This window comes from Achromobacter insolitus, from assembly GCF_002209555.1.
GTDB classification, from domain to species: domain Bacteria; phylum Pseudomonadota; class Gammaproteobacteria; order Burkholderiales; family Burkholderiaceae_B; genus Achromobacter; species Achromobacter insolitus.
Window position 1 is genome coordinate 17,209 of sequence record NZ_NJIF01000007.1, and the last position, 26,116, is coordinate 43,324.

At 65.0% G+C, this 26,116-nt stretch carries 27 protein-coding genes; 17 read left to right on the top strand and 10 right to left on the bottom strand.

The window, feature by feature from the left end:
* Position 1 precedes the first annotated feature (1 nt).
* The 6 genes from CEY08_RS20590 (at position 2) to CEY08_RS20615 (ending at position 6,497) form a co-directional block, all read left to right on the top strand.
* Positions 2–313: an antibiotic biosynthesis monooxygenase family protein gene (locus CEY08_RS20590; protein ID WP_076816661.1), complete on the top strand. Its 312-nt coding sequence runs from the start codon at positions 2–4 to the stop codon at positions 311–313.
* A 52-nt stretch (positions 314–365) separates the two neighbouring features.
* A complete protein-coding gene (locus CEY08_RS20595) occupies positions 366–1,307 on the top strand; it encodes a LysR substrate-binding domain-containing protein (protein ID WP_063641569.1) in 942 nt (313 codons plus the stop codon).
* A 331-nt stretch (positions 1,308–1,638) separates the two neighbouring features.
* On the top strand, positions 1,639–2,802 hold the full coding sequence (locus CEY08_RS20600; protein ID WP_042796075.1) for an ABC transporter substrate-binding protein: 1,164 nt from the start codon (positions 1,639–1,641) through the stop codon (positions 2,800–2,802).
* A gap of 155 nt (positions 2,803–2,957) precedes the next feature.
* The gene (locus CEY08_RS20605; protein WP_013396765.1) at positions 2,958–3,830 is read left to right on the top strand and encodes a branched-chain amino acid ABC transporter permease; all 873 of its coding nucleotides are present in this window, start codon (positions 2,958–2,960) and stop codon (positions 3,828–3,830) included.
* A 3-nt stretch (positions 3,831–3,833) separates the two neighbouring features.
* Positions 3,834–5,756, top strand: a complete 1,923-nt coding sequence (locus tag CEY08_RS20610; protein WP_076816664.1) for a branched-chain amino acid ABC transporter ATP-binding protein/permease — start codon at positions 3,834–3,836, stop codon at positions 5,754–5,756.
* A gap of 18 nt (positions 5,757–5,774) precedes the next feature.
* Positions 5,775–6,497: an ABC transporter ATP-binding protein gene (locus CEY08_RS20615; RefSeq protein ID WP_042796071.1), complete on the top strand. Its 723-nt coding sequence runs from the start codon at positions 5,775–5,777 to the stop codon at positions 6,495–6,497.
* Between the two features lie 493 nt (positions 6,498–6,990).
* Here CEY08_RS20615 and CEY08_RS20620 read toward each other — a convergent pair whose 3' ends face one another.
* The 3 genes from CEY08_RS20620 to CEY08_RS20630 form a co-directional block, all read right to left on the bottom strand.
* Positions 6,991–7,416 carry an organic hydroperoxide resistance protein gene (locus CEY08_RS20620; RefSeq protein WP_042796070.1) on the bottom strand — a complete coding sequence of 142 codons (426 nt, stop codon included), beginning with the start codon at positions 7,414–7,416 and terminating at the stop codon, positions 6,991–6,993.
* 151 nt (positions 7,417–7,567) lie between these two features.
* Positions 7,568–8,029, bottom strand: a complete 462-nt coding sequence (locus CEY08_RS20625; protein ID WP_042796069.1) for a MarR family winged helix-turn-helix transcriptional regulator — start codon at positions 8,027–8,029, stop codon at positions 7,568–7,570.
* A 64-nt stretch (positions 8,030–8,093) separates the two neighbouring features.
* Entirely contained in the window at positions 8,094–8,798 is a 705-nt protein-coding gene (locus CEY08_RS20630; RefSeq protein WP_042796068.1) for a Crp/Fnr family transcriptional regulator, read from the bottom strand.
* 169 nt (positions 8,799–8,967) lie between these two features.
* On the opposite strand from CEY08_RS20630, the gene CEY08_RS20635 reads away from it, so the two are divergent.
* The 7 genes from CEY08_RS20635 (at position 8,968) to CEY08_RS20665 (ending at position 17,767) form a co-directional block, all read left to right on the top strand.
* Entirely contained in the window at positions 8,968–10,944 is a 1,977-nt protein-coding gene (locus CEY08_RS20635) for an AMP-dependent synthetase/ligase (RefSeq protein ID WP_076816666.1), read from the top strand.
* A gap of 5 nt (positions 10,945–10,949) precedes the next feature.
* Entirely contained in the window at positions 10,950–11,846 is an 897-nt protein-coding gene (locus tag CEY08_RS20640; protein ID WP_063959565.1) for an ABC transporter ATP-binding protein, read from the top strand.
* A gap of 9 nt (positions 11,847–11,855) precedes the next feature.
* Entirely contained in the window at positions 11,856–12,785 is a 930-nt protein-coding gene (locus tag CEY08_RS20645; protein WP_042796065.1) for a branched-chain amino acid ABC transporter permease, read from the top strand.
* Positions 12,786–12,811: 26 nt separating this feature from the next.
* The gene (locus CEY08_RS20650) at positions 12,812–13,876 is read left to right on the top strand and encodes a branched-chain amino acid ABC transporter permease (RefSeq protein WP_042796064.1); all 1,065 of its coding nucleotides are present in this window, start codon (positions 12,812–12,814) and stop codon (positions 13,874–13,876) included.
* A gap of 227 nt (positions 13,877–14,103) precedes the next feature.
* A complete protein-coding gene (locus tag CEY08_RS20655) occupies positions 14,104–15,441 on the top strand; it encodes an ABC transporter substrate-binding protein (protein ID WP_084738636.1) in 1,338 nt (445 codons plus the stop codon).
* A gap of 189 nt (positions 15,442–15,630) precedes the next feature.
* Positions 15,631–16,470 carry an ABC transporter ATP-binding protein gene (locus CEY08_RS20660; protein WP_042796063.1) on the top strand — a complete coding sequence of 280 codons (840 nt, stop codon included), beginning with the start codon at positions 15,631–15,633 and terminating at the stop codon, positions 16,468–16,470.
* 28 nt (positions 16,471–16,498) lie between these two features.
* Positions 16,499–17,767: a phenylacetate--CoA ligase family protein gene (locus CEY08_RS20665; RefSeq protein WP_042796062.1), complete on the top strand. Its 1,269-nt coding sequence runs from the start codon at positions 16,499–16,501 to the stop codon at positions 17,765–17,767.
* A gap of 18 nt (positions 17,768–17,785) precedes the next feature.
* Here CEY08_RS20665 and CEY08_RS20670 read toward each other — a convergent pair whose 3' ends face one another.
* From CEY08_RS20670 to CEY08_RS20690, 5 genes are read right to left on the bottom strand one after another with little or no spacing between them, the layout of a single operon-like run.
* Positions 17,786–18,616 (bottom strand): sulfite exporter TauE/SafE family protein, encoded by an 831-nt coding sequence (locus CEY08_RS20670; RefSeq protein ID WP_076816671.1) that lies wholly within the window; start codon positions 18,614–18,616, stop codon positions 17,786–17,788.
* A 9-nt stretch (positions 18,617–18,625) separates the two neighbouring features.
* On the bottom strand, positions 18,626–19,861 hold the full coding sequence (locus CEY08_RS20675) for an NAD(P)/FAD-dependent oxidoreductase (RefSeq protein WP_076816673.1): 1,236 nt from the start codon (positions 19,859–19,861) through the stop codon (positions 18,626–18,628).
* Positions 19,862–19,879: 18 nt separating this feature from the next.
* Entirely contained in the window at positions 19,880–20,299 is a 420-nt protein-coding gene (locus CEY08_RS20680) for a YeeE/YedE family protein (protein WP_068979646.1), read from the bottom strand.
* Position 20,300: 1 nt separating this feature from the next.
* Entirely contained in the window at positions 20,301–20,732 is a 432-nt protein-coding gene (locus CEY08_RS20685) for a YeeE/YedE family protein (protein ID WP_042796060.1), read from the bottom strand.
* Entirely contained in the window at positions 20,729–21,064 is a 336-nt protein-coding gene (locus tag CEY08_RS20690; RefSeq protein ID WP_042796059.1) for an ArsR/SmtB family transcription factor, read from the bottom strand. The genes CEY08_RS20685 and CEY08_RS20690 overlap by 4 nt, the downstream gene beginning before the upstream one ends.
* Positions 21,065–21,187: 123 nt before the next feature.
* Between CEY08_RS20690 and CEY08_RS20695 the strand changes: the two genes are divergently transcribed.
* The 4 genes from CEY08_RS20695 (at position 21,188) to CEY08_RS20710 (ending at position 24,548) form a co-directional block, all read left to right on the top strand.
* Positions 21,188–22,051, top strand: coding sequence for an MBL fold metallo-hydrolase (locus tag CEY08_RS20695; protein WP_063962558.1), 864 nt, complete (start codon positions 21,188–21,190; stop codon positions 22,049–22,051).
* Positions 22,052–22,147: 96 nt separating this feature from the next.
* Complete coding sequence (gene pap, locus CEY08_RS20700) at positions 22,148–23,614, top strand: polyphosphate:AMP phosphotransferase (RefSeq protein ID WP_063641430.1); 1,467 nt, start codon at positions 22,148–22,150, stop codon at positions 23,612–23,614.
* 23 nt (positions 23,615–23,637) lie between these two features.
* Positions 23,638–24,087, top strand: a complete 450-nt coding sequence (locus CEY08_RS20705) for a GNAT family N-acetyltransferase (protein ID WP_063641431.1) — start codon at positions 23,638–23,640, stop codon at positions 24,085–24,087.
* On the top strand, positions 24,084–24,548 hold the full coding sequence (locus CEY08_RS20710) for an HIT family protein (protein ID WP_076816675.1): 465 nt from the start codon (positions 24,084–24,086) through the stop codon (positions 24,546–24,548). Before CEY08_RS20705 ends, CEY08_RS20710 begins: the two co-directional genes overlap by 4 nt.
* A 14-nt stretch (positions 24,549–24,562) precedes the next feature.
* On the opposite strand, the gene CEY08_RS20715 is transcribed toward CEY08_RS20710, so the two are convergent.
* Positions 24,563–25,720, bottom strand: a complete 1,158-nt coding sequence (locus CEY08_RS20715) for a glycosyltransferase (protein ID WP_084738637.1) — start codon at positions 25,718–25,720, stop codon at positions 24,563–24,565.
* 2 nt (positions 25,721–25,722) lie between these two features.
* A complete protein-coding gene (locus CEY08_RS20720) occupies positions 25,723–26,100 on the bottom strand; it encodes a hypothetical protein (protein ID WP_063641433.1) in 378 nt (125 codons plus the stop codon).
* Between the last annotated feature and the right edge of the window lie 16 nt (positions 26,101–26,116).

Consider the following 26,116-nt stretch of genomic DNA (forward strand, 5'->3'; position numbering starts at 1 on the left):
CATGTACAGCTCCACGTTCATCTTCGCCAAGAAGCAGTTCGACGATGACTTCCACCGCCTTGACCAGGCCATTGCCGCCGCCGCGCGCGCCATCCCCGGCTATCTGGGAGAAGAGAGCTGGGAGGACACGGCGCGGGGACTGGTCTGCAACGTCTATTACTGGGAATCGATGGACGCCCTGGAGCAACTGATCCGCCATCCGGAGCACCTGCGCGCCAAGGCCGGGCAAGCGCGCTGGCTGGACGGCTATCGCGTGGAAATCGCCCAAGTGCTCCGGCGCTATGGCGAAGGGCTGCCGCCGCCGTCCTTATAATCTCGCGGTTGCCACTTTTTCGTCGGGCGCAGCACCGGCCCGCCAGACGATCATGCGCGGTCCCTCCCCCTCCAAAGATGTGCGCCTGCCACCCCTGGCCGCCATCCAGGCTTTCGAAGCAGCCGCACGCCTGGGCTCTTTCGAACGCGCCAGCGAGGAGCTCTTCGTCACCGCCAGCGCCATCGGCAAGCGCATTGCCGCGCTGGAGGCCTTGCTGGACGTCACCCTCTTCATACGCAGCAGCCGCGGCGCCACGCTGAGCGCTGCCGGCCGGGAGTACCTGGATCAGGTCCGCACGGCGCTGGACCTGCTGTCGGACGCCTCCCTGCACAAACGCGGAGAACCCAAACTCGAGCCCCTGCGGGTCGTGTCCACCCCCACTTTCGCCCGCCAGGTGCTGATCCCCGCCCTGCCCGGCTTCACCGCCGCGCATCCCGAGGTGGAACTGGAAATCATGTTGTCCATACCTTACCTGGACATCATGCCGCCCAACGCCGATGTCTGGGTGCGCTTCGGCAGTGGCAAGTATCCCGGCTTGAATGCGCGCCAATTGACCGCGGATCCGGTGTTCGCCGTCTGCGCGCCGGACTACCGCGACCGGCACGGTCCCTTTGAGCGGCCCGCGGATCTGGCGCGGGCGCAGTTGCTGCGCTGTCCCATGGAGCCATGGCGGCCCTGGCTCGCCGCCGCCGGCCTCGACTGGCCCGAGCCTACGCGCGGCGTCTGGCTGGTGGACCTGGGCATCATGCTGGCTGCCGCGCGCGCCGGTCAGGGTCTTGCGCTCACGCGACGCGCACTGGCCGCGGAATGGCTAGACGAAGGCAAGCTGGTGCGCGTCCTGGACATCGAGATTCCCGGGGAATCCCAGTATTACCTGTGCACCGAAAGCTCGCGCCCACCCGGCAACGCGGTCCAAGCGTTTTCCCTATGGTTGGAAGGCGTGTGCAAACAGGTGGCCCAATGGCCACGCGGCCCGCAGGCCAGCCAGGAATAAATTTCCAGTCCAGGGCGGAATGAAATTCCGCGCAACCCGGCGCAGCGCTGGCTAGGATGCGGCCAATGCAACGTCCCGTCCATGCCCGCCACGGCACGCCGCCGCCTTTCCCCTTCCCCATTTCAGGCTGCGCCTTGGCGCATGGCAGGTGCGCCTGTGCGTCCGTACTAGGTATTTACGCGGAAAAACCCCGCCGGGTCAGTTTCGCGTAAGTGATTAGGCAGACAGTCACGACACGCCACACAGGAGAGCGCCGCAGCATCTGATTTCCGCCGCCCGGCGCCGGCACACGGTTTTCCACGCAGTTCTACCAATTACAACGGAGACATTCATGGATTTTCGTTTGAAGCTGCTAGCAGGAACCCTTGCACTTGCCGCAACGGCCGCGTCCCACGCCGCCGACCCCATCAAGATCGGCGTAGCCGGCCCCTACACCGGCGGTTCGTCCTCCATGGGCGTGAGCATGCGCGACGGCGTGCGCCTGGCCATTGAAGAAATCAACAAGAACGGTGGTGTGCTGGGACGCCAGCTGGTCGCCGTGGAACGCGACGACGAAGCCAAGAACGAGCGCGGCGTGCAGATCGCGCAGGAGCTGATCAATAAGGAACAGGTAGCGGCCACCGTCGGGTACATCAATACCGGCGTGGCGCTGGCCTCCCAGCGCTTCTACCAGGATGCCAAGATCCCCGTGTTCAACAACGTGGCCACGGGCAGCGTGATCACGCACCAGTTCAAGGCGCCGGAATACCCGAACAACTATGTGTTCCGCAACGCCGCGCACGACAGCATCCAGGCCCCGATGATCGTCGAAGAAGCGGTGACCCGCCGCGGCTTCAAGAAGGTCGCGATCCTGGCCGACTCCACCAACTACGGCCAGCTCGGCCGCGAGGACCTGGAAAAGGCCCTGGATTCCAAGGGCATCAAGCCGGTGGCCGTGGAAAAATTCAACATCAAGGACGTCGACATGACGGCCCAGCTGCTGAAGGCGAAGGCCGCCGGCGCTGAAGCGGTGCTGACCTACGGCATCGGCCCCGAGCTGGCGCAGATCGCCAACGGCATGACCAAGCTGGGCTGGAAGGTGCCGATCATCGGCAGCTGGACCCTGTCCATGGCCAACTACATCGACAACTCCGGCGCCAACGGCGAAGGCGCGCGCATGCCGCAGACCTTCATCCAAGATCCGGACACGCCTAAGCGCAAGGCTTTCATCGACGCCTACCTGGCCAAGTTCAAGCCCAAGAACAACCGCATCGATTCGCCGGTGTCGGCTGCCCAGGGCTATGACTCCATCTATCTGCTGGCCGCGGCCTTCAAGCAGGCCAATTCCACCGACGGCCCGAAGGTCCGCGAGGCCCTCGAAAACCTGCAGACGCCCGTCGAGGGCGTGGTAATGACCTACACCAAACCGTTCAGCGCGGACAACCACGACGCGATTACCGCGAAGGAAGTGGTGATCGGCGAGGTCAAGGGCGGCCGCGTGGTCAAGGCCAACTGACGAAGCGTTCCACCCCCGAAGCGCCTTGGAGCGCTTCCCCCTCGAGGGGGCGCCGCAGCGGACCGGCATAGCCGGCTCCGCGCGGCCTGGACAACTAAACACCGCGTTCTGCCCATGTAGCCTGGGCCGAAACGCCGGCGCTACGAACACACACCATGATTCTTCTACAGCTCATCTATAGCGGTATCGCGCTGGGCATGATCTATGCCGTCATCGCGTTCGGATACCAGCTCACGTTCGCCACGTCGGGCACCTTGAATTTCGGCCAGGGCGAAGCCCTGATGCTGGGCGCGCTGGTTGGCCTGACACTGGTCGGCCTGGGCGTGAACTACTGGGTGATGATACCTATCGTCTGCATCTTCGGATTCGCGCAAGGCGCGCTGGTCGAACGCGTGGGCGTCAGGCCCGCCATCAAGACCCGTTCGGAGTTCGGCTGGATCATGGCCACCATCGCGCTGGGCATCATCTTCAAGAACGTGGCCGAAAATATCTGGGGCCGCGACGACCTGCGCTTTCCCTCGCCGCTGCCCGAAGCGCCCATTCAGGTGCTGGGCGCCAACGTGCTGCCGATGGAGCTTCTGGTGGTGTTCGGCGCGCTGGCGATGATGCTGTTGGTGGAAATCTTCAATCGCAAGTCCATCTACGGCAAAGCCTTCGTCGCCACGTCCAACGACCGCGACGCCGCCGGTCTGATGGGCATCAACACGGGCATGGTCATCACGTTTTCCTACGCGCTGTCCTCGCTGACGGCGGCGTTCGCCGGCGTGCTGGTCGCGCCCTTGACGCTGACCGGCGCCACCATGGGCGCCGTGCTGGGCCTGAAGGCCTTCGCCGTGGCGATCATCGGCGGCCTGTCCAGCGGGATGGGCGTGGTGGTGGGCGGGCTGATCCTGGGGATCGCCGAAACAACCACCGGTTTCTATCTTTCGACGGGGTACAAAGACGTGCCGGGATTGGTGTTGCTGCTGCTCGTTCTGACCTTCAAACCCGCCGGCCTGTTCGGCAAGACCGCGATCAAGAAGGTGTAAGCGATGAAACCCTTGCACCTTTTCCTATCCATCGTAGCCGTGGCCTGCCTGGCCGCCGTGCCGCTGGGCGTGACCAACACGTACTACCTGCACCTCATCGAAACCATCATGATCTATTCGATCCTGCTGTTCGGGCTCGACATCGTGGTGGGCTATACAGGCCAGGTGTCCCTGGGCCATGCCGGCCTCTTCGGCATCGGCTCGTATGTCGCTGGCGTGCTGTTCTTCCACCTGCAGATGCCTATCTGGGTCATCCTGCCCGCCGCCATCCTGATCGCGGCCGCCTTCGGCGCTGTGCTGGCGTTGCCGGCGCTGCGGGTCACCGGGCCGTACCTGGCCATGGTGACATTGGCGTTTGGCACGATCATCCAGATCCTGATCAACGAGATGACCTTCCTCACCGAAGGCCCTCTGGGCATCAAGATTTCCAAGCCGGCCATTGCCGGGCACGTGCTGACCAAGAGCGAATACTTCTGGCTGGTCGCCGCGTTGCTGGTGCTGTCATTGATCGTCGTGCACCGCATCCTGAAGTCGCACCTGGGCCGCTCGTTCGAGGCGCTGCGCGACAGTCCGATCGCGTCGGACTGCATGGGTGTATCGGTCTACCGGCACAAGGTATTCGCCTTCGTCATCAGCGCCGGCTTCGCCGGCCTGGCCGGGGCGCTGTACTCGTATTCGGAACAGTACATCTCGCCCAACACCTACAACTTCGAACTGACCATCCTGTTCCTGCTGGCCATCATCATGGGCGGCCGCAAGAGCCGCACCGGCGCGCTGCTGGGCGCTTCCATCATCGTGCTGCTGCCCAAGATGCTGGACGACATTTCGACCTTCAGGCTGATCGCGCTGGGAGTGGCCATCCTGGTCACGGTGGGCAGCGCAATCGCCATCTCCAAGGGCCGCACCGAACCGCGCCGGGTCGCCGTGCCGGTCATCGGCACCATCCTGCTGGCGGTGTTCTCCTACTGGCTGGACGCAGTTACCGACTGGCGCCTGACCATCTTCGGCGCCATGATCCTGTTCGTGGTGTATTACCTGCCCGACGGTATCGTGGGCTTCGTGCGCAACCTGTTCTTCTCCAATCGCCGCGCCGCGCTTTCGGTCAAATCGGATCTGATCAAGGCGCAGGAAGCGGTACCCGACGCGGCCAAGGGCAACGGCGATACGCTGCTGGCGGCCAAGGGGGTGCTGATGCAGTTCGGCGGCCTGAAAGCGCTGAACCAGGTGGACCTGACCGTCAAGCGCGGCACCATCCATGGCTTGATCGGCCCCAACGGATCCGGCAAGAGCACCATGATGAACGTGCTGACGGGCATCTACGTACCGACCGCCGGCGCCGTGGAGTTCTCAGGCAAATCGCTGGTCGGCCTGACCCCGGCCGACATCGCCGAGAACGGCATCGCGCGCACCTTCCAGAACGTGCAGTTGTTTGGCGAAATGACGGCGTTGGAGAACGTCCTGGTCGGCCTGCACCATACCTTCACGACCGGCCTTGCCGGCATCGCGCTGCGCACGTCCAAGTGGAAGGGCGAGGAACAAGGTGCTCGTGCCCGCGCCATGGCGTTGCTGGAGTTCGTCGGCCTGGAGTCCCTGGCCAGCGAGGAAGCACGCAACCTGCCCTATGGCAAGCAGCGCCTGCTGGAAATCGCCCGCGCGCTGGCGCTGGACCCGCAATTGCTGCTGCTGGACGAACCCGCGGCCGGCCTGACGGCACCCGACATCGTCGAGCTGCTGGCCATCATCCGCAAGGTGCGCGACCACGGCATCACGCTGATACTCATCGAGCACCATATGGACGTGGTGATGGGAGTGTGCGACACCGTGTCCGTGCTGGACTTCGGCCAGAAGATCGCCGAGGGCCTGCCCAATGAAGTGCAAAGCAACGCCAAGGTCATCGAGGCGTATCTGGGCGGCGCGCCCGCCTGACGCCAAGGGGACATAGAGATGCTATCGATCAAGAATCTGGAAGCAGGCTACGGCAAGGTAAAGGTGCTGCATGGCATCAGCATGGAGGTGCCCAAGGCCAAGGTGGTGACGCTGATCGGCTCCAACGGCGCCGGCAAGACCACCACGATGCGGGCGCTCTCGGGCATGATCCGTCCCACCGCGGGTGAAGTCACGCTGAGCGGCAAGCGCATCGACGGCCTGGAGTCCCATCGCATCGCGCGGCTGGGCCTGGCGCATTCGCCCGAAGGCCGGCGCGTTTTCCCGACGCTGTCGGTCACCGACAACCTGCTGCTGGGCGCATTCCCGCGCCTGACCGGCAGCCGGCCGAAAGGCGACGTGCAGTCCGACCTGGGCCGCGCCATGGATCTGTTTCCGCGCCTGAAGGAACGGCGCGATCAGCTCGCCGGCACGCTGTCCGGAGGCGAACAGCAGATGCTGGCCATGGCGCGTGCGGTGATGCTGAATCCGGAACTGGTGCTGCTGGACGAGCCCTCAATGGGGCTGGCGCCGATCCTTGTGGAAGAAGTGTTCCGGATCATTGCGCGGCTCAAGGAAGAAGGGGTGACGATGCTGCTGGTGGAGCAGTTTGCTGCTGCTGCGTTGAATGTGGCGGATTATGGGTATGTGTTGGAGAACGGGCGGATTTCGGTGCATGGGAGTGCGGAGAAGTTGAAGCATGATCCGGCTGTTGTTGCGGCTTACTTGGGGGGGTCGCATTAGAGGGATGGCGTTGTTGGCGTTCTTTTGACGCCTGCCACGTCGGGGACTCGCGCTGCGCGGGGCAACGATTGCGGTCCGGAGCCTTCGCTCCGGACTTCCCCTTTGTCATCCTCGTTGTCGCCTCCGGCGACTGCCTTCGGATTCCCTCGGGCTTATCGACGCCCCGCGCAGCGCGAGTCCCCGACGCGGCAGGCTGCGCTGTCTGAATCTTCACGGGCGCTGGGGCGAGCTGTGTGCTTGGCGTTTTTTTCCGCATCGGGGTGTGGTGGCGTGTCTTGCGGGGCCCGCCCCAGGCCGGCCGCGCGGGCGGCCTTCTGGGGCTTACGCGGTGTCTTGCGTCGCGGGATGGCGCTGCGCGCAGTGACTGCGGCATAACGTCTGCTCAGTTACGCCAAGCCCAGCATCTGCATTCAACTCGGGGACCGGATGAGCGACGACGGGCGGCCTACGAACAAGACCGCCCGCCAATAGAACATCAAGAACCCATCAACGATCAAACAATCGTCAACGTCACGTCAATATTGCCCCGCGTAGCATTCGAATAAGGGCAAACGATATGCGCCGCAGCGACCAGCTTTTCCGCTTCGGCCCGTTCCATCCCCGGCAAAGAAATCTTCAATTCGACTTCGATCCCGAACCCCGTAGGAATCGGACCGATGCCGACAGCGCCGTCGATCGTCGCATTCGACGGCATGGCGATCTTGTCGCGGCCGGCGACGAATTTCATGGCGCCCATGAAGCACGCGGAATAGCCCACCGCGAACAATTGCTCCGGATTGGTGCCTGCCGCGCCCGCGCCGCCCAGCTCTTTCGGTGTGGTCAGCTTGACGTTCAGGTTGCCGTCGTCCGAGGCTCCCGTGCCTTCACGGCCGCCGGTAACGTGCGCATGGGCGCGGTACAGCACTTTTTCGATAGACATGATGCGTTTCCTTCAAGGGAAAGTGGAGGTTGGACTGCCAGGCCCGGCGGGACCATCCCGCTGCGACCCTTACTAATTAAATAGCGCAATATTGAATAGCACGCTATTTATATGATCTAACAATAGCGGGCATTGCCCGCCGCGTCACCCGTCAAAGACTTGCGGTCAGCTTCTCCCGCAACGCGTGCAGTGTTTTCATCATGCCCTGCGCCTCTTCGAGCGAACACTGCGCAGCGTTCGCGATGGAATGCGGAACGGCCTGCGCCTGCGCGCGCAGTTCGCGCCCCTGGCGGGTCAGCCCCACAATCACCTGGCGCTCGTCATCCACCGCCCGCTTGCGGGTCACCAGGCCCGCCGCTTCCAGCCGCTTGAGCAACGGCGTCAACGTGGCGGAATCCAGGAACAAGCGATCGCCGATATCCGTCACCGTAATCTCGTCGCCCTCCCACAGCACCAGCATCACCAGGTACTGCGGGTAGGTCAGGTCCAGCCCGCGCAGCAACTTGCGGTACACCTTGTTCATCGCCAGCGAGGTCGAGTACAAGGCGAAGCACAGTTGGCTGTCCAGCAGCAGCGGATTGAATGCGGCTTTGGCTTTGGATCTGGGTTTCATTGCGCAATATTAAATAGCGCGCTATTTATCGTCAAGCGTTTTTTTTCGACGCAACCGCCGGCGTCTACGCCGGCTCCCCTTCGGCCGCGGCGCGGTCCGACCCGTATTGTTTCAGACCGTCCAGATCCAGCACCCGGACCGCGCCGTACTCCACATTGAGCAGGCCGGCGTCTTCCAGCTTGCGCAGCGCCTGGTTCGCGCGCTGGCGCGACACCCGGGCCAGATAGCCTACCTCTTCCTGCGTAATCGTCAGGCGCATGCCCATTCCGGGATACAGCAAAGGGTTGAAGAGTTCGGCCAGGCAGCGGGCCACGCGCGCGTCGGGATCCAGCAGGCGGTCGTACTCCGCCTTGCCGATGAATTGCGCCACGCGCTCGTTCAATTGATGGAGCAGATAGCGGTTGAACGGGATGCTGGTGTCCAGCAGCCAGTCGAACGTGGGGGCCGGCAGGCGCGCCACCACCGAATCCCGCAGTGCAACGATGTCGTACTTGCGGATCTCGCGCTTTAGCAGTGAGCCCTCGCCTATCCAGCCGCCCGCCGGCACGCCGGTCAGCGACGCCACCTTGCCCTCGGCGTTGCCCACCGAAACCTTGACCAGTCCCGCCAGAACACCAATCCAAGCCTGTGCGAGTTCACCTTTGCGCTCTATGATCGACCCGGCAACGACCTGCTGCACGGAAAGGTCCCGCTCGACGCGCTCTTGCTGATCGCGGCTGAGCACGCGAAACCAGGCCGCGGCGAGTTGCAGGGAGTCGGATAGCTGCATCGGGAATACCCTAAAAGTTCCTTGAATGTCGCGATGGTGACAGTTGGTAGCAACCCAACCTTATACCTTAACTCCTGCCGTAAATCTAAAACCAACTGGTCAAGCGCTCCATCGCCACTGCCGCCCATGCGGACTCCTGGCCCGATGCGCCCAAACCGGAGGAGACATCGTGGCACATACACCGCCCGCATCCGCACGGATGCCGGCGGCGCCGGACACCTTTCCGGCGCTGCTGTTCACGCATGCCAGCGTTCGCGGGTCGCGGCCCGCCATGCGCGAAAAAGATCTGGGGATCTGGCAAACCCTTACGTGGTCCGAAGTGGCGGAACATGTCCGGCACGTCGCTCATGGCCTGGCCGCATTGGGCATCAGGCCCGGCATGCACGTAGCGGTGGTCGGCGAGAACCGCCCGCGCCTGTACATGGCCATGATGGCCGCGCAATCGCTGGGCGCGATACCCGTTCCGCTCTACCAGGACGCCGTCGCCCAGGAAATGGTCTATGTGCTGCAAGACGCCGAGATCAGCGTAGCCATCGTCGAAGACCAGGAACAGGTCGACAAGATGCTCGAGGTCCATGAGCAATGTCCGGCGCTCAAACATGTGGTGTACGACGATCCGCGCGGCCTGCGCCATTACTCTGACCCCATGCTGCGTTCGTACGACCAACTGGAAGAACTGGGCCGCGAATACGCCAAGCAGCATCCGGGCTTCTTCGACCAGGCCGTCGCCGCCGTGCAGCCGCAAGACCCGGCTGCCATGTTCTATACGTCGGGCACCACGGGCAAGCCCAAGGGCGTGGTGCTCACGCACCATGCGCTGATCGACCGCGCGCGCGCCGTTTCCGAGATGGAAAAGCTGACCGACCAGGAAGACGTGCTGGCCTACCTGCCGCCCGCCTGGATCGGCCAGAACATGTTCTCGTACACGCAGCTGCTGGTGACCGGCTTCACCGTGAACCATCCCGAATCGCCCGACACCGTGTCGATCGACATGCGCGACATCGGACCCACCTATTACTTTGCGCCGCCGCGCGTGCTCGAAGGCCTGCTGACGCACGTCATGATCCGCATGGAAGACGCGGGACTGATCAAGCGCAAGCTGTTCGCGGCCTGCATGAAACTTGCGCGCCGCGTCGGCGCCCGGATTCTGGACGGCGAGCAGGTCGGCGCCTGGGACCGCCTGCGCTACGCGCTGGGCAACGTGATGATCTATGGCCCGCTGCGCAATGCCTTGGGCATGAGCCGCGTGCGCGTGGCCTACACCGCGGGCGAGGCCATCGGCCCCGACCTGTTCGTGTTCTACCGGTCCATCGGCATCAACCTCAAGCAGCTCTACGGCTCGACCGAAACCTCGGTGTTCGTCTGCGTGCAGCCCGACGGTCAGGTGCGCGACGACACCGTGGGCCCGCCCGTGGACGGCGTGGAGATCCGCGTGGCCGACAACGGCGAGATCCTGGTCAAGAGCCCTGGCCTGTTCAAGGAGTACTACCGCAACCCCGAGGCGACCGCCGAGGCGCGCAGCGCTGACGGCTGGTTCCACACGGGCGACGCGGGATATCTCGACACCGACGGCCAACTGAAGATCATCGACCGCGCCAAGGACGTCGGCAAGCTCGCCAACGGCAGCCTGTTCGCGCCGAAGTACATCGAGAACAAGCTCAAGTTCTTCCAGCACATCAAGGAAGCGGTCGCGTTCGGCGCGAACCGCGAGGATGTCTGCGCCTTCATCAATATCGATCTCGAAGCCGTAGGCAACTGGGCCGAGCGCCGTGGCATGCCCTATGCCGGCTACACGGACCTGGCATCCAAGGACGAGGTCTACCAACTGATCGCCGACTGCGTGGAGCAGGTCAACGCCGATCTGGCCACCGATCCCAAGCTGGCCGCGTCGCAGATCAGCCGCTTCCTCATCCTGCACAAGGAACTGGATCCGGATGACGACGAATTGACCCGCACGCGCAAGGTCCGCCGCGCCTTCATCGCCCAGAAGTATGGCGTGCTGATCGACGCGCTCTTCAGCGGCAAGCAGTCGCAGTTCATCGAGACCGAGGTGAAATTCGAAGACGGACGATCCGGCAAGATCTCGGCGGACCTGAAGATCCGCCCGGTCAAGACCTTCCCCGCCATAACCGCCCGAGCCGCGTAGAGATCATGAGCAACAACGACCGCGACCAGCGCATCGGCGACGTTATGCTGGACATGCAGAACATCTCCTTGTCCTTTGGCGGCGTGAAAGCGCTGACGGACATTTCCTTCAATGTGCGCGAGCACGAGATCCGCGCGATCATCGGCCCCAACGGCGCCGGCAAAAGCTCGATGCTCAACGTCATCAACGGCGTCTACACCCCGCAGCAAGGCGGCATCGAATTCCGCGGCGAGCGCTTCTCGCGCATGAACCCGCGCCGCGCCGCCGAAATGGGCATTGCACGCACGTTCCAGAACCTGGCGCTGTTCAAGGGCATGAGCGTGCTGGACAACATCATGACCGGCCGCAACCTGCGCATGAAGTGCGGGTTGCTGGCCCAGGCCTTCCGCCTGGGGCCGGCCGAGCGCGAAGAAATCAAGCACCGCGAGTTCGTCGAGAACATCGTCGACTTCCTGGAAATCCAGGCCTACCGCAAGACACCTGTGGGCCGCCTGCCCTACGGCCTGCAAAAGCGCGTGGACCTCGGCCGCGCGCTGGCGATGGAACCGCGCCTGTTGCTGTTGGACGAGCCCATGGCCGGCATGAACATCGAAGAGAAGCAGGACATGAGCCGCTTCATCCTGGATGTGAACGACGAGTTCGGAACCACCATCGTGCTGATCGAGCACGATATGGGCGTGGTCATGGACATCTCGGACCGCGTGGTGGTGCTGGACTACGGCAAGAAGATCGGCGATGGCAAGCCGGACGAGGTCCGTGCAAACGAAGACGTCATCCGCGCTTACCTTGGCGTCGGCGGCGAAGCCGCCGTCGCCAAGGATGCGCCTGCGCGGGAGGGAGCTCCCTCCCCTAACCCTCCCCCCAAGGGGGAGGGAGAAAGCAAGCCGGCAACGCTGAACTAGGAAGCGGACATGGGATTTTTTCTAGAGACCTTACTCGGCGGCCTGATGAGCGGCATGCTGTATGCGCTGATCGGCCTGGGCTTTGTGCTGATCTTCAAGGCATCCGGCGTCTTCAACTTTGCGCAGGGCGCGATGGTGCTGGTCGCCGCGCTGTCCATGGCCCGCTTCTCCGAGTGGCTGCCGCGCTGGTTTGGCTTTGACAACATGATCCTGGCCAACGTGCTGGCCTTCATCGTCAGCGCCATCGTGATGTTCCTGCTGGCAGTCGCCATCGAACGCTTCGTGCTGCGCCACCTGGTCAACCAGGAAGCCACCACCCTGCTGATGGCCACGCTGGGCATCAGCTACTTCCTGGACGGCCTGGGCCAGATCACCTTCGGCAGCTCGGTGTACTCCATCAACGTGGGCATGCCCAAGGATCCGCTGATGATCCTGGACTCGGTCTTCGAGGGCGGGCTGTTGATCAACCTGGAAGACCTCACGGCGGCGGTGATCGCCGCCCTGCTGGTGGCCGCGCTGGCCCTGTTCTTCCAGTACACCTCGACCGGCCGCGCCCTGCGCGCGGTGGCCGACGATCACCAGGCCGCGCAGTCCATCGGCATTCCGCTGAACCGCATCTGGGTGATCGTCTGGAGCGTGGCCGGGCTGGTGGCGCTGGTGGCCGGGATCATCTGGGGCTCGAAATTCGGCGTGCAGTTCACCCTGTCCACCGCTGCGCTGCGGGCGCTGCCGGTGGTGATCCTGGGCGGCCTGACCTCGGTGCCGGGCGCCATCCTGGGCGGCCTGATCATCGGCGTGGGGGAAAAGCTGTCCGAGGTGTATCTGGGGTCGCTGGTGGGCGGCGGTATCGAAATCTGGTTCGCCTATGTGCTGGCGCTGGTGTTCCTGCTGTTCCGTCCACAAGGGCTGTTCGGCGAGAAGATCATCGACCGTGTCTGAGCCCGCAGGCCCTCTAGGATAAAAACATGTTCTATCGCGAAAACGGCCAATTCAAGACCAGCTATCGCGCTGACCAGCAGATCTTCCCGATCCGCCAGGACCGCATCTTCATCTGGCTGCTGCTGGCGGTGGCATTTGTCGCCATCCCGGCCATGGCGAGCGACTACCTGCTGCGCGCCATCCTGATCCCGTTCCTGATCCTGGCGCTGGCCGCCGTGGGCCTGAACATCCTGGTGGGCTATTGCGGCCAGATCTCGCTGGGCACGGGCGCCTTCATGGCGGTGGGCGCCTATGCCGCCTGGAACTTCGGCGTGCGCTTTCCCGGCATGCCGCTGATTATCCAGATCCTGCTGGGCGGCTTCTTCGCCACCATCGTGGGCGTGATCTTCGGCATACCCAGCCTGCGCATCCGCGGCCTGTACCTGGCGGTGGCGACGCTGGCCGCGCAGTTCTTCGTGGACTGGGCATTCCTGCGCATCCCTTTCTTCACGAACTACTCGTCATCGGGGAACGTCTCGGTGCCGCCGCTGACGGCCTTCGGCCTGCCGGTGCAGAGCGCGCTGGAGAAGTACTTGTTCGTGCTGATCCTGGTCGTCATCTTCAGCCTGCTGGCCAAGAACCTGGTGCGCGGCGCCATCGGCCGCCAGTGGATGGCGATTCGCGACATGGACGTGGCCGCCTCCGTCATCGGCATCCGCCCCATGTACGCCAAGCTCACGGCCTTCGCGGTCAGCTCGTTCATCGTCGGCGTGGCCGGGGCCTTGTGGGGATACATCCACCTGGGTTCCTGGGAGCCGCTGGCGTTCGACCTGACGCGTTCGTTCCAGCTGCTGTTCATGGTCATCATCGGTGGGTTGGGCTCGATCATCGGCAGCTTCTTCGGCGCGGCCTTCATCGTGCTGGTGCCGGTGGCCCTGTCCAACATCCCGCATGCGCTGGGCATTCCGCTGTCGGTGGACACGGCGGCGCACATCGAACACATGGTGTTCGGCGCGCTGATCGTGTTCTTCCTGATCGCCGAACCGCACGGGCTGGCAAGGCTGTGGAGCATCGGCAAGGAGAAGCTGCGCATCTGGCCCTTCCCGCATTAAGGATAAGACCCACCCCCGAAGCGCCTTCGGCGCTTCCCCCTCAAGGGGGCGCCGCTGGGGACCGGCAAAGCCGGATCCGCCGCGGCCCGGATGGAGTGGCCTAAGTTTTGATCACCGTCGGCAGTAGCGGCATGAGCGCTGCAACCGGCATCCTGAATACCCGGCTCAAGACCGGGCCAATCCCGGTGTCCCAGGGTTTACTGACCCAAACACCACGCAGGAGGTAAATGGAGATGAAGCGTCTTAACCTGAAGTTGGCGGCAGCTTTGATGGCCGCAGCCGGCGCCGCAGGCGCCGTGGCCACGCCGGCAATGGCGGCGGAAGAGCAGTTCGTTCCGTTGCTGGTGTATCGCACCGGGTCCTTCGCGCCCCTGGGCATTCCCTGGGCCGACGGCAAGCTGGACTACCTGAAGCTGGTCAACGAACGCGATGGCGGCGTCAACGGCGTCAAGATCACGTATGAGGAATGCGAAACCGCCTATGCCACCGACCGCGGCGTTGAATGCTACGAACGCTTGAAGGGCAAGGGCACCGGCGCGTCGGGCTTCGACACCCAGTCCACCGGCATCACCTTCGCCGTCAGCGACAAGGCCATGGTCGACAAGGTTCCGGTCGAGACAATGGGCTATGGCTTGTCGCAGTCGGTCGACGGCAGCGTGTTCGAATGGAACTTCCCGCTGCTTGGCACCTACTGGACCGCGGCCGACGTGATGATCCAGGACATCGCCAAGAAAGAAGGCGGCATGGACAAGCTCAAGGGCAAGAAGATCGCCCTGGTCTACCACGACTCGCCATATGGCAAGGAGCCCATCCCCCTGCTGCAGAAGCGCGCGGCCAAGGAAGGCTTCGAGCTGGTGCTCTATCCGGTGACCGCCCCCGGCGTGGAACAGAAGTCCACCTGGCTGCAGATCCGCCAGGCCCGTCCTAATTACGTGCTGCTGTGGAGCGCCGGCATCATGACGCCGACCGCCATCCGCGAAGCCCAGGCCAGCGGCTATCCGCGGGACAAGATGTACGCCATCTGGTGGGCCGGGTCCGAAGGCGACGTGAAGGACCTGGGCGATGTCGCCAAGGGCTACAACGCCATCACCATCCACAACAGCGGCGCCGAACACGACAAGGTCTACGACGACCTGAAGAAGTTCGTCTACGACAAGGGCCAGGGTTCGGACAAGACCGGCAAGACCACGCTGGGCACCATCGCCCATACCCGCGGCATGATGATTTCGATGCTGCAGGTGGAAGCGATTCGCACCGCGCAGGAAAAGTTCGGCAAGGGCAAGGCCCTGACGCCCGAGCAGGTGCGCTGGGGCTTCGAGAACCTGAACCTGACGCAAGAAAAACTGGACAAGCTGGGCTTCGGCCAGATCATGCGTCCGGTCAAGACCTCGTGCAGCAACCACAAGGGCGACGACTGGGCCCGCATCGTGCAGTGGGACGGCGCGAAGTTCAAGGTGGTCTCCGACTGGTATCAGTCGGACAAGACCATCCTGGACCCGATGGTGCAGGAAGGCGCAGCGAAGTACGCCAAGGAAAAGAACATCACGCCCCGCAAGTGTGAGTAGTCCCCCCGAAGCACCTGCGGTGCCTCCGTCCAAGGGGCGCCGCACGCGGACCGGCAAAGCCGGCTCCGCGGCGGCCCCGCTTGAGCCGCGCCCGCGGCATGCGGCGCGGGTACCGCTGATGCAAAGGATGTTGATACGAACCGGCTGCCGTCCCTTGGGACTGGCAGTCGCCACACCGCAGGAACCTTTATGAACGACGCCAATATTGCTGCTGCGACAGACACCCCCAAGGTGCTGCTCGACGTGAACGGCATCGAGGTGATCTACAACCACGTGATCCTGGTGCTCAAGGGCGTTTCCCTTCAAGTGCCGGAAGGCAAGATCGTGGCCTTGCTGGGCGCCAACGGCGCAGGCAAGACCACCACCTTGCGCGCCATCTCGAACCTGCTCAAGGGCGAGCGCGGCGACGTCACCAAGGGCCATATCCAGTACCGCGACCAGCGCATCGAAAAGCTGTCGCCGGCGGAACTGGTCAAGCGCGGCGTGGTACAGGTGATGGAGGGCCGGCATTGCTTTGCCCACCTGACCATCGAAGAGAATTTGCTGACGGGTGCCTACACGCGCAGCATGAGCCGCAGCGACACCGCGGCAGCGCTGGACCGCGTCTACCAGTATTTCCCGCGCCTGAAGCAGCGCCGCACCAGCCAGTCCGGCTACACCTCGGGCGGCGAACAGCAGATGACGGCCATCGGCCGCGCACTGATGGCCAATCCCAACATGATCCTGCTGGACGAACCTTCCATGGGTCTGGCGCCGCAGATCGTTGAAGAGATCTTCGAGATCGTGCGCGACCTGAACCAGCGCGAACGCGTCAGCTTCCTGCTCGCGGAGCAGAACACCAACATTGCGCTGCGCTACGCCGACTACGGCTACATCCTCGAAAACGGCCGCGTAATGATGGACGGGGCGGCGGCCGACCTGGCCCAGAACGAGGACGTGAAGGAGTTCTACCTGGGCATATCCAGCGGCGAACGCAAGAGTTTCCGCGACAACAAGTTCTACCGCCGGCGCAAGCGCTGGCTGGCGTGATTCCTCGCATACGAGAGGGTGTGATCCCATGTCCCAGTTTTTCGATGTTCTGGAAACCAGAGCGCCCGAGCAACGCGAGCGCGAGCTGATGGCCGCCCTGCCCGGCGCGATCGCCCGGGCCATTGCGCGCGCGCCGGCCATCGCCGAGCAGTTGCGCGGCATCGACCCCGCCACCATCACGTCGCGCGCGGCGCTGGCGAGCCTGCCGGTGCTGCGCAAGCATGAATTGCTGGAACGCCAGCAGCACAGCCGCGCCGACGCGGCCGCGCCTGCCGGGCCGCAGAAAGCCTTCGGCGGCTTCTCCGCCATCGGCTGGGGCGAAGCGATGCGTGTGTTTGCATCTCCCGGCCCCATCTACGAGCCCGAGAGCGCGCGCGCCGATTACTGGCGCTTTGCCCGCGCCCTGCATGCCGCGGGGTTCCGCGCGGGTGAACTGGCCTACAACTGCTTTTCCTACCATTTCACGCCCGCCGGCTCCATGATGGAAACCGCGGCGCACGCCGTGGGTTGCACGGTGTTTCCAGGCGGCACCGGCCAGACCGAGCAGCAGGTACGCGCGATCCAGGACCTGGCCCCCACCGGATACACCGGCACGCCGAGCTTCCTCAAGATCATCCTGGAAAAGGCCGACGAGCTGGGCGTGAAACTGGATTCGCTGCGTCGCGCCCTGGTGTCCGGTGAAGCCTTTCCGCCTTCGCTGCGCGACTGGCTGGCGGCGCGCGGCATCGACGGCTACCAGGCCTACGGCAGCGCCGACCTGGGCATGGTCGCCTTCGAAACACCGGCGCGTGAAGGCCTGGTGCTGGGCGAAGACATCATCGTCGAAATCGTGCGACCCGGCACCGGCGAGCCCGTGCCCGAGGGCGAGGTCGGCGAAGTCGTGGTCACTACCCTGAATCCCGACTACCCGCTGGTGCGCTTCGGGACAGGCGACCTGTCCGCCGTCATGCCCGGCATCTCGCCTTGCGGGCGCACCAACACCCGCATCAAAGGCTGGATGGGACGCGCGGACCAGACCACCAAGGTGCGCGGTATGTTCGTGCATCCTTCGCAAGTCGCCGACGTGGCGCGGCGCCACCCGGAAATCCTGCGCGCGCGGTTGGTGATCAGCGGCAGCACCGGTTCCGACCGCATGGTGCTAAAGGTGGAATCCAGGGTCCGTGGCGAAGATCTCGGCAAGCGCATCGCGGACTCAGTGCGCGACGTGACCAAGCTGCGCAGCGACGTGGAGTGGGTGGATGCGGGCGGGCTGCCCAACGACGGCAAGGTCATCGACGACATCCGCACGTACGAGTAGGCGGCGCCCGTCGCGGCCTTATACGGCCGCGATCAGCGCCAGCACGCCCTTGGCAAGCATGGCGGCCGCCACCAGGCCGGCGAACAGCGCAAAACTCTGCTGCAGGCGCCGGGGCGGAAATCGGTCGGCCACCGCGCGGCCCGCCAGCATGCCCAGCACTGCCGCCGCCGTGAACGGCGCCGCGATGTTCCATTGCAGGTGGCCGCCCGCCGCAGCGGCCGCGACGCCGCTGGCGGACACCAGCGCGATCACCGCCAACGATGTGCCCACGATGGCCTGCATGGCCAAGTCCGTCGCGCGCCGCAGCGCCGGCACGATGACGAAGCCGCCCCCTACCCCCAGCAAACCGGAAAGGAATCCCGCGATCACGCCCGCGCCCGTCAAGGCGCGCGCGCACGGCGCGGTCCAGCGCAAGCGGCCGGTGCTGGCATTGATCTGGCAGGGTGGAGTGCGTGGCGCGGACTGCGCGTTTGCCGCGGGCCTGGTGCCCTGGGTCCACATGCGCCACGCCACCGTGCCCAGCACACCGGCAAAGATGATGGCCAGCGGCGCGTTGGGCAGGCGCCGCGCCGCCCACAGGCCCAATGGCGACACGAGTGTGCCGGTGAAGGCCATGAAACCCGCTGCCCGGTAGCGGACCTGGCCCTTGCGCAACCCCAGCACCGCGCCCAGCGCGGCGGACAGTCCGACCGCCAGCAAGGCAATGGGCGCAGCCTGCGATACCTGCAGGTGCAGGCCGAAAACCAGCAGAGGCACCGCCATGATGGCGCCGCCCGCGCCGGTGAGCCCGAGGATCAGGCCCACGCACGCCCCCAGCGCCGCGCTGGCGGCCAACAGCGTATCGATCATGGCCGCCGCTCAGTTGCCCAACGGACGAGCCAGCCATTCGCGGCCCTTGAGCATGCCGTTCCAGTAGATCCACGGCAGCAGGGTCGCCTTGAGGAACCAGGCGCTCTTGCGCGGCACCGTCGGGTCCAGCGGAAAGGTGGGCAGCAGCTTGCCGCCATAGCCGAATTCGGCCAGCACGATGCGGCCGCGTTCCACCGTCAATGGGCAGGAACCGTAGCCGTCATACTTCACCGGCATGCCATGGCCCTCGCGCAGCGCCAGCAGATTCTCCGCCACCGTAACGATCTGCTTACGCGCCGCCGCCGCGGTCTTGGCATTGCTGGTGCAGATGCCATCGCCCAGCCCGAATACATTGCCGTAACGCACGTGCAGCAGCGTGGCCGGATCGACTTCGCACCAGCCGGCTGCGTCCGCCAGCGGACTGTTCTTCAGGAAGTCGTGCGGTAGCTGGGGCGGCACAGCGTGCAGCATGTCGAAGGACTTTTCCACGCGCATCACTGTGCCCTCGGCGTCCTTGACGTCGAACCAGGCTTTGCGCGCGGCGCCGTCCACCGCCACCAGCGCCGAATTGAACGCTAACGCGATGCCATAGCTTTCCACGTAACGCATCAGCGGCGGCACGAAGGTCGGCACGCCGAACAGTGCCGCGCCGGCCAGGTCGAATTCGACTTCGATGCGGTCCAGCACCCCCGCGCGCTTCCAGTGGTCGCAGGCCAGATACATCGCCTTCTGCGGCGCGCCCGCGCATTTGATGGGCATGGCCGGCTGCGTGAAGAGCGCCTGCCCACCCCGCAGCCCGCGCACCAGTTCCCAGGTGTAGGGCGCCAGATCATAACGGTAGTTGGAACTCACGCCATTCTTGCCCAGCGTATCGGCCAGGCCGTCTACCTTGTCCCAGGCCAGCCGCAGACCGGGGCAGACGATCAATTGCTGATAGCTCACGGCGCTGCCGTCGGCCAGCCGCACTCGGTTGGCTTGCGGCTCGAATCCCGCCGCCGCGGCCTGCAACCAGGTAGCGCGACGAGGCATGACGGCGCGCGTCGGCCGCACGGTCTTCGCGATGTCGAAGGCGCCCCCGCCCACCAGTGTCCAGGCGGGCTGGTAATAGTGCTTGTCGCTGGGTTCGATGACGCCGATCCGCAGGTCCGGACGCCGGCGCAACAGGCTGGCGGTGACGCCTATGCCCGCCGATCCGCCGCCTACCACCACTACATCGAAATCACGCTGCGTCTCTGCTGTAGGCATGCCTGTCTCCTCGCCGGTCTACCGGCTTTTGAATTTTTCCAGCATGGAAAATATCGCCATGCCCGCCACCATGGCGGCCACGAAAATCAGCGCCTCGGGCACGCCGGCCGACGCCGCCACCAGGGCCGGCCCCGGACAAAAACCCGCCAGCCCCCAACCCACGCCGAATGCCAGGCTGCCGACGGCCAGGCGCACATCCACGCGCGTGGCCGTCGGCCAGCGCAGCGGCTCGCCCGACAGACTGGCGCGGCGGCGGCGCAAAAGCGCAAACCCCACCGCCGTAACCAGCACCGCGCCTCCCATCACAAAGGCCAGCGACGGGTCCCAGGCGCCAGCCACGTCGAGAAAACCCAGCACCTTGGCCGGATTGGCCATGCCGGAAATGATGAGGCCCAGGCCGAATACCAGGCCCGACACGAAAGCAATCAGTGCAACCATGTCAGAGCCCTCCCAGGTGGCGGACGAGGTAGACCGTAGCGAAGCCCGCCGCCATGAACAGAACGGTGGCCGTCAGCGAACGGCGCGATCCGCGCGACACGCCGCAGACGCCGTGGCCGCTGGTGCATCCCGACGCATAGCGCGTGCCGATACCGACCAGCAGGCCCGCCACGATCAGGCGCGGCACGCTGGCCTCCGCCATGATGGGAGGCAAAGCGCTGCCCAGGCGGTACAGCCAGGGCGCGGCGAACAATCCCAGCAGGAACGCCAGCCGCCACATGCCGCCGCGTTCGGGTCGTAGCAGACCGCCCAGGATGCCGCTAATGCCGGCGATGCGGCCGGCGCCCGCCATCAAGAGCACGGCCGCGGCGCCGATGAGCAACCCGCCCGCACTGGCGGAGCCGGGCGTGAAGGCGGACCAGTCCAGATTCACTTGAGTGACTCCATCGCGCGGCCGCAGTACAAACTCGATAGCGTCTTCATGACCTGACTGACCTCGAAACTGGCCATCTGGTAGTAGACATACTTGCCTTCGCGCCGGGTCGCGACCAAGCCTTCGTCGCGTAGCACGCCCAGTTGCTGGGACAAGGTGGGCTGGCGAATGCCGGTCAGCGATTCGAGTTCACCGACATTGCGTTCGTTCTGGACCAGTTGGCACAGCAGCAGGAGGCGGTCTTCGTTGGCCAGGGCCTTGAGCAAGGCGCAGGCCTGGGAGGCGGATTCGCGCAAGGCGGCGACTTCGCACTCGGTCAGGGCGTCGTTCATTTGATGCGTATCAATCGGCGTAACGGGGTTTGATCATTATATTGACCAATATAATATTCAACAATATTATTGAAATATATATAGTGTTTCATCGTGCAGCGACTCGCTGCAACGCGAGCGACCATGTCTCCCCAGATCCAGGCCTTCTTCGATCCCGTCACCGCCACCGTCACCTATGTCGTGCATGAGCCTGCGCCGGGCGGCGCCTGCGCCATCATCGATTCGGTGCTGGATTACGATCCCAAGTCCGGCCGCAGCAGCACCGCCAGCGCCGACCGGGTGGCCGATTACGTGCGCCAGCATGACCTCAAGACCGAATGGCTGCTGGAAACCCATGCCCACGCGGATCACCTTTCCGCGGCGCCCTACCTGCAGCGGCAGCTCGGCGGGGTCATCGCCATCGGCCAGAGCATCCAGGCCGTACAGGGCGTGTTCAAGAAGATCTTCAACCTGGAGCCAGAGTTCCAGCTGGACGGCTCGCAGTTCGGCCACCTGTTCGCCGACGGCGAAACCTTCCGCATTGGCGCGCTGACGGCGCAGGCCATCCATGTGCCCGGACACACGCCGGCTGACATGGCCTACCTGATCGGCGACTCCGTGTTCGTCGGCGACACCCTGTTCATGCCGGACGTGGGCACCGCGCGCTGCGACTTCCCCGGCGGCGACGCCCATCAGCTGTACCGTTCGATCCAGCGCCTGCTGGGCCTGCCCGCCGACACGAAGCTGTACATGTGCCACGACTACCCGCCCGCCGGCCGCGACGCCTCGTGGCAGACCACGGTGGCCGAACAACGCCGCGCCAACATCCATGTGCGCGACGGCATCGGCGAAGACGATTTCGTCGCCATGCGCACGCGGCGCGACGCCACGCTCTCCATGCCCACCCTCATCCTGCCCGCCATCCAGGTCAACATCCGCGCTGGCCACTTCCCGCCAGCCGAAGACAACGGCGTGCGCTATCTGAAGATACCGGTCGACGCGCTCTGACCACGGCCGCCGGGACGGCGCGATCCGGGCTTGCGCCCCCGGGGCTTATCCAGCAAGATCGTCCGATCGCAAAATTGCCGATCAGACGGATCTCCCATGTTTGCAGAAGCCGAAGCCGACCCCAGCCTGTCCAAGGAAGAATTCAAACCGCTGGAAGCAAAGCTGCGCGTCGCCCTGCTGAATGCGCAGTACCAACGCCTGCAGAAGGCAGACAAGACGCTGCTGGTCGTCATCGCGGGCATAGACGGCGCCGGCAAGGGCGCCACCGTCAACCTGCTCAACGAATGGATGGACCCGCGCCACATCAAGACGCTCGCCTACGGGCCGCGCGAGGGCGCAGAGCTGGAGCGTCCGCCCTTCTGGCGCTACTGGAACGACCTGCCGCCCAAGGGCAGCACGGGCATCGTCTTCGGATCCTGGTACGCGCCGCTGGTGCTCGAAGCCACGCGCAAGCGCCCCGACCAGAACAGCATCGAGGCACAGGCCGCGGCGATCCGCCACTTCGAGGCCATGCTGGCCTCCGAGGGTGTGCAGATCGTCAAGCTCTGGTTCCATTTGTCGGCCCAGGCCCAGAAGGCCCGAGCCGAGCGCCTGCTGGCCAGCCCTGAAACTTCCTGGCAGGTCAGCCCCATCGACTTGAAGGTCTATAAGAAATACGACCGTATCTGCAACGCCGGCCAAGTAGTCTTGAACCTCACGGACAGCGGCCATGCCCCCTGGGTCGTAATACCCAGCGCCGACGAAGACATGCGCGCCGCGCGCACCGCCGAAGCGGTGCTGGCCGCCATGCGCCAGCGCGGGGTGCCACGCATCCCCTCCGCCTTCGTGGCGCATGCCCGGTCCACGCGCATCGTCGACCGTCTGGGCGCACTGGACTACGACGCCAAGGTCGACAAAGACGATTACGAATCCGAACTGGGCCTGCTGCAAGGCCGGCTGGCGCGAGCGGCGCGGTCCAAGAAGTTCCAGGACCGTTCGCTGGTACTGGTGTTCGAAGGCCAGGACGCGGCCGGCAAAGGCGGCGCGATCCGCCGCGTGACGCATGCGCTGGACGCCCGGCAGTTCGACATCACACCCGTGTCGGCACCCAACAGCGAGGAACTGGCGCGCCCCTACCTGTGGCGCTTCTGGCGCCATGTGCCGCGCCACGGCCGTATCGCGATCTTCGACCGTTCCTGGTATGGCCGGGTGCTGGTCGAACGGGTCGAGAAGCTGACCGCGCCGGCCAATTGGCGCCGCGCCTATGCCGAAATCAACGACTTCGAGGGACAGCTCGCCGCGAGCGGCGCGATGGTGCTGAAATTCTGGCTGGCGGTCACGCCCGACGTGCAGCTTGAACGCTTCAAGGAACGCGAGAGTTCGCCCTTCAAGAATTTCAAGATCACCGCCGACGACTGGCGCAACCGCGACAAATGGAAGGACTACGCGGCCGCCGCCAACGAGATGCTGGCCCGCACGGACGTCGCCCACGCGCCGTGGCATCTGGTGTCGGCCAATGACAAGCGCTACGCTCGATTGCAAGTGCTGCGACACATCGTCGAAGCCATGGAAGACCAACTCTGAATCCCGCCTGGAGGCCGCAAGCCATGAGTACCGCAGAAATCCGACCCATCGTCGCAGCCGACTTCGAAGCCTGGTTGCCGCTATGGAAAGGCTACCAGGACTTCTACCGCGTCAACATCGACGACGCGGTGACGCGCAATACCTGGGCGCGTTTCCTGGACCCCGCCGAACCCATGCACGCGGCGCTGGCCTACGAAAGCGGCCGGGCCATCGGCATGGTGCACTGGATTTTCCACCGCTCCACCTGGACCGCGGGCGACTACTGCTATCTGCAAGACCTATACGTGGATCCGGACGTGCGTGGCACCGGCGCGGGCCGCAAGCTGATTGAACATGTGTATGCGCAGGCGGCGGCGGCCAATTGCTCGCGCGTGTACTGGCTGACCCACGAAACCAACGCCACCGCCATCCAGCTCTACGACCGCATCGCCGACCGTTCCGGCTTCATCCAGTACCGCAAGGTGATGCCGTGAGCGCGCGCGACCCCAACTGTTCGCTGTGCCAGGAGGACGGCGGCACGGTGCTGTGGCGCGGACCGCACCTGCGCATCATCGAAGTGGATGACGCCGACTATCCCGGCTTCACGCGCGTCGTCTGGAACGGCCACCTGGCCGAAATGACCAGCCTGTCCACCCATGGCCGCGATCTGCTGATGCGCGCCGTGTATGTGGTGGAGGAAACGCAGCAATCGGTGCTGGGGCCCGACAAGATCAACCTGGCCTCCCTGGGCAACATGGTGCCGCATCTGCATTGGCATGTGATCCCGCGCTGGCGCGGCGACCGCCACTTTCCCGATCCGATCTGGGCGCAGCCGCGCATCGCGGCCGGCACGGAATCCGCCGAATGGCACGAACGCCAGACGCGCGTCCAGGCCCTGTTGCCGCGCTACCGCGACCGGCTGGTCGAAGCCATGAACGCCCTGCTCTGGCACTGATCAAACCGCGTGCATCAGGCCGCGCGGGCACCGTCCCGCAATTCGGCCAGCCACCCGGTATAGGCCTGCTCCACCAGGGCCGCCGTCCGCTCGGCGGAAAACTGGCCCTGGCCGCGGATCAATTCACGGCCCGCTTCGCCCATGCGGCGGCGCAGCGCCGGATCGGCCAGCAGGCCTTCCAGGGCCCCCGCCAACGCCTCGGGATCCGCGGGCGGCACAAGCAAGCCGGTCACGCCGGCCTGCATGGTTTCAGGCACCCCGCCCACATTCGTGCCGACAACCGGCAGCCCCATGGCCGCGGCCTCTATGAAGACGGTGCCCAAGGCTTCGCGCAGTGTGGGCAGCGCAAACACATCGAAGGCCATCAAGACATTGCCGATGTCGTCGCGTCGGCCGGTGAAATGCACGCGCGGCGCCAGGCCCAGCGCTTGCGCCTGCGCCTGCAACTGCCCGGCCAATGGCTGGCCTTCGCCCACCAACACCAGGTGAGCGTTCGGGAAGGTGGCGGCAATTCGGTGGAAGGCGTCGATCAGGTCGCGATGGCCCTTGTCCGCCCGCATGACGGCCACGCAACCGATCACCAGCGCATCGTCCGGCAAGCCGAGCTCACGCCTGACGCAGACGCCGCTGCTCACCTGAGGCAGCACCACCGGCGAATGGATGGTGGCGATGGCTTCCGCCCGCGCGCCGCCGTCCAGCAACTGGCCGCGCACGTAGCGGCTGACGGCGATGACGCGATGCGCCAACCAGGTATAGGCATAGAGGGACTTGATGGGCTTGGCCAAATGGCGCGTGCGCACGATAAGCGGCGTGCCGGCCAGGCGGGCAGCGATCGCGCCCAGGACCGTGTCGCGGCGGCTGTGCGTATTGACCACGTCGAACCGCCGGCTGCGCAGCAGGCGGCGCAGCAAAGCGACGCAACGGACGAAGTTGAGCGGGCCGTCCATGGAAACCAGGTGCACCGTGAAGCCCGCCTCGCGCAGGCGCTTGCCCAATTCCGCGTCGGGCTGGCAGACTGCCTCCAGATGATGGCCGCGCTCGCGCATGGCGATCATCTCTTTGTAGATGCAGAATTCCTGGCCACCGAAGGAGGTGGCGGCTTCGGTATGCAGGATGCGCAGGCGCGCGGGCTTGTCGGACCGGCGCTCAGGCATTTCAATGGGGGTCGGCATGATCAGGGGCGGCCGCCTTGGGTGGTATCGGTGTCGTTCCAGCTTCGGCCCTGCGACAGCAGGTAGGCTTCGAGATAGGCGATGTCTTCGCGGTCCAGCGCGGCCGCGCCCGCGCTGGCGCAATCGCGCGGACACTCGGAAGCCTGGAGCCGGCCTTCGGCCCAGACGCGGGCCGCGCCCGTGCGGGACAACTCGAAACGCGCCCCCTCGCGGGCCCAACCCAGCAGGCGCGCGCTGGGAGTCAATTGCCGCGTCTGGTATACGCCGTGCGGGCAGGGAGCCGCCGGCGCGGCCAGCGTATCGCCGACATCCACCAGGCGGCTCGCGGCGCCGGGCTTCCCGGGCGTGTAGGTCAATACCGTAAGAGGGGGTAATGGCATTTAGCTAGCAAGAGTC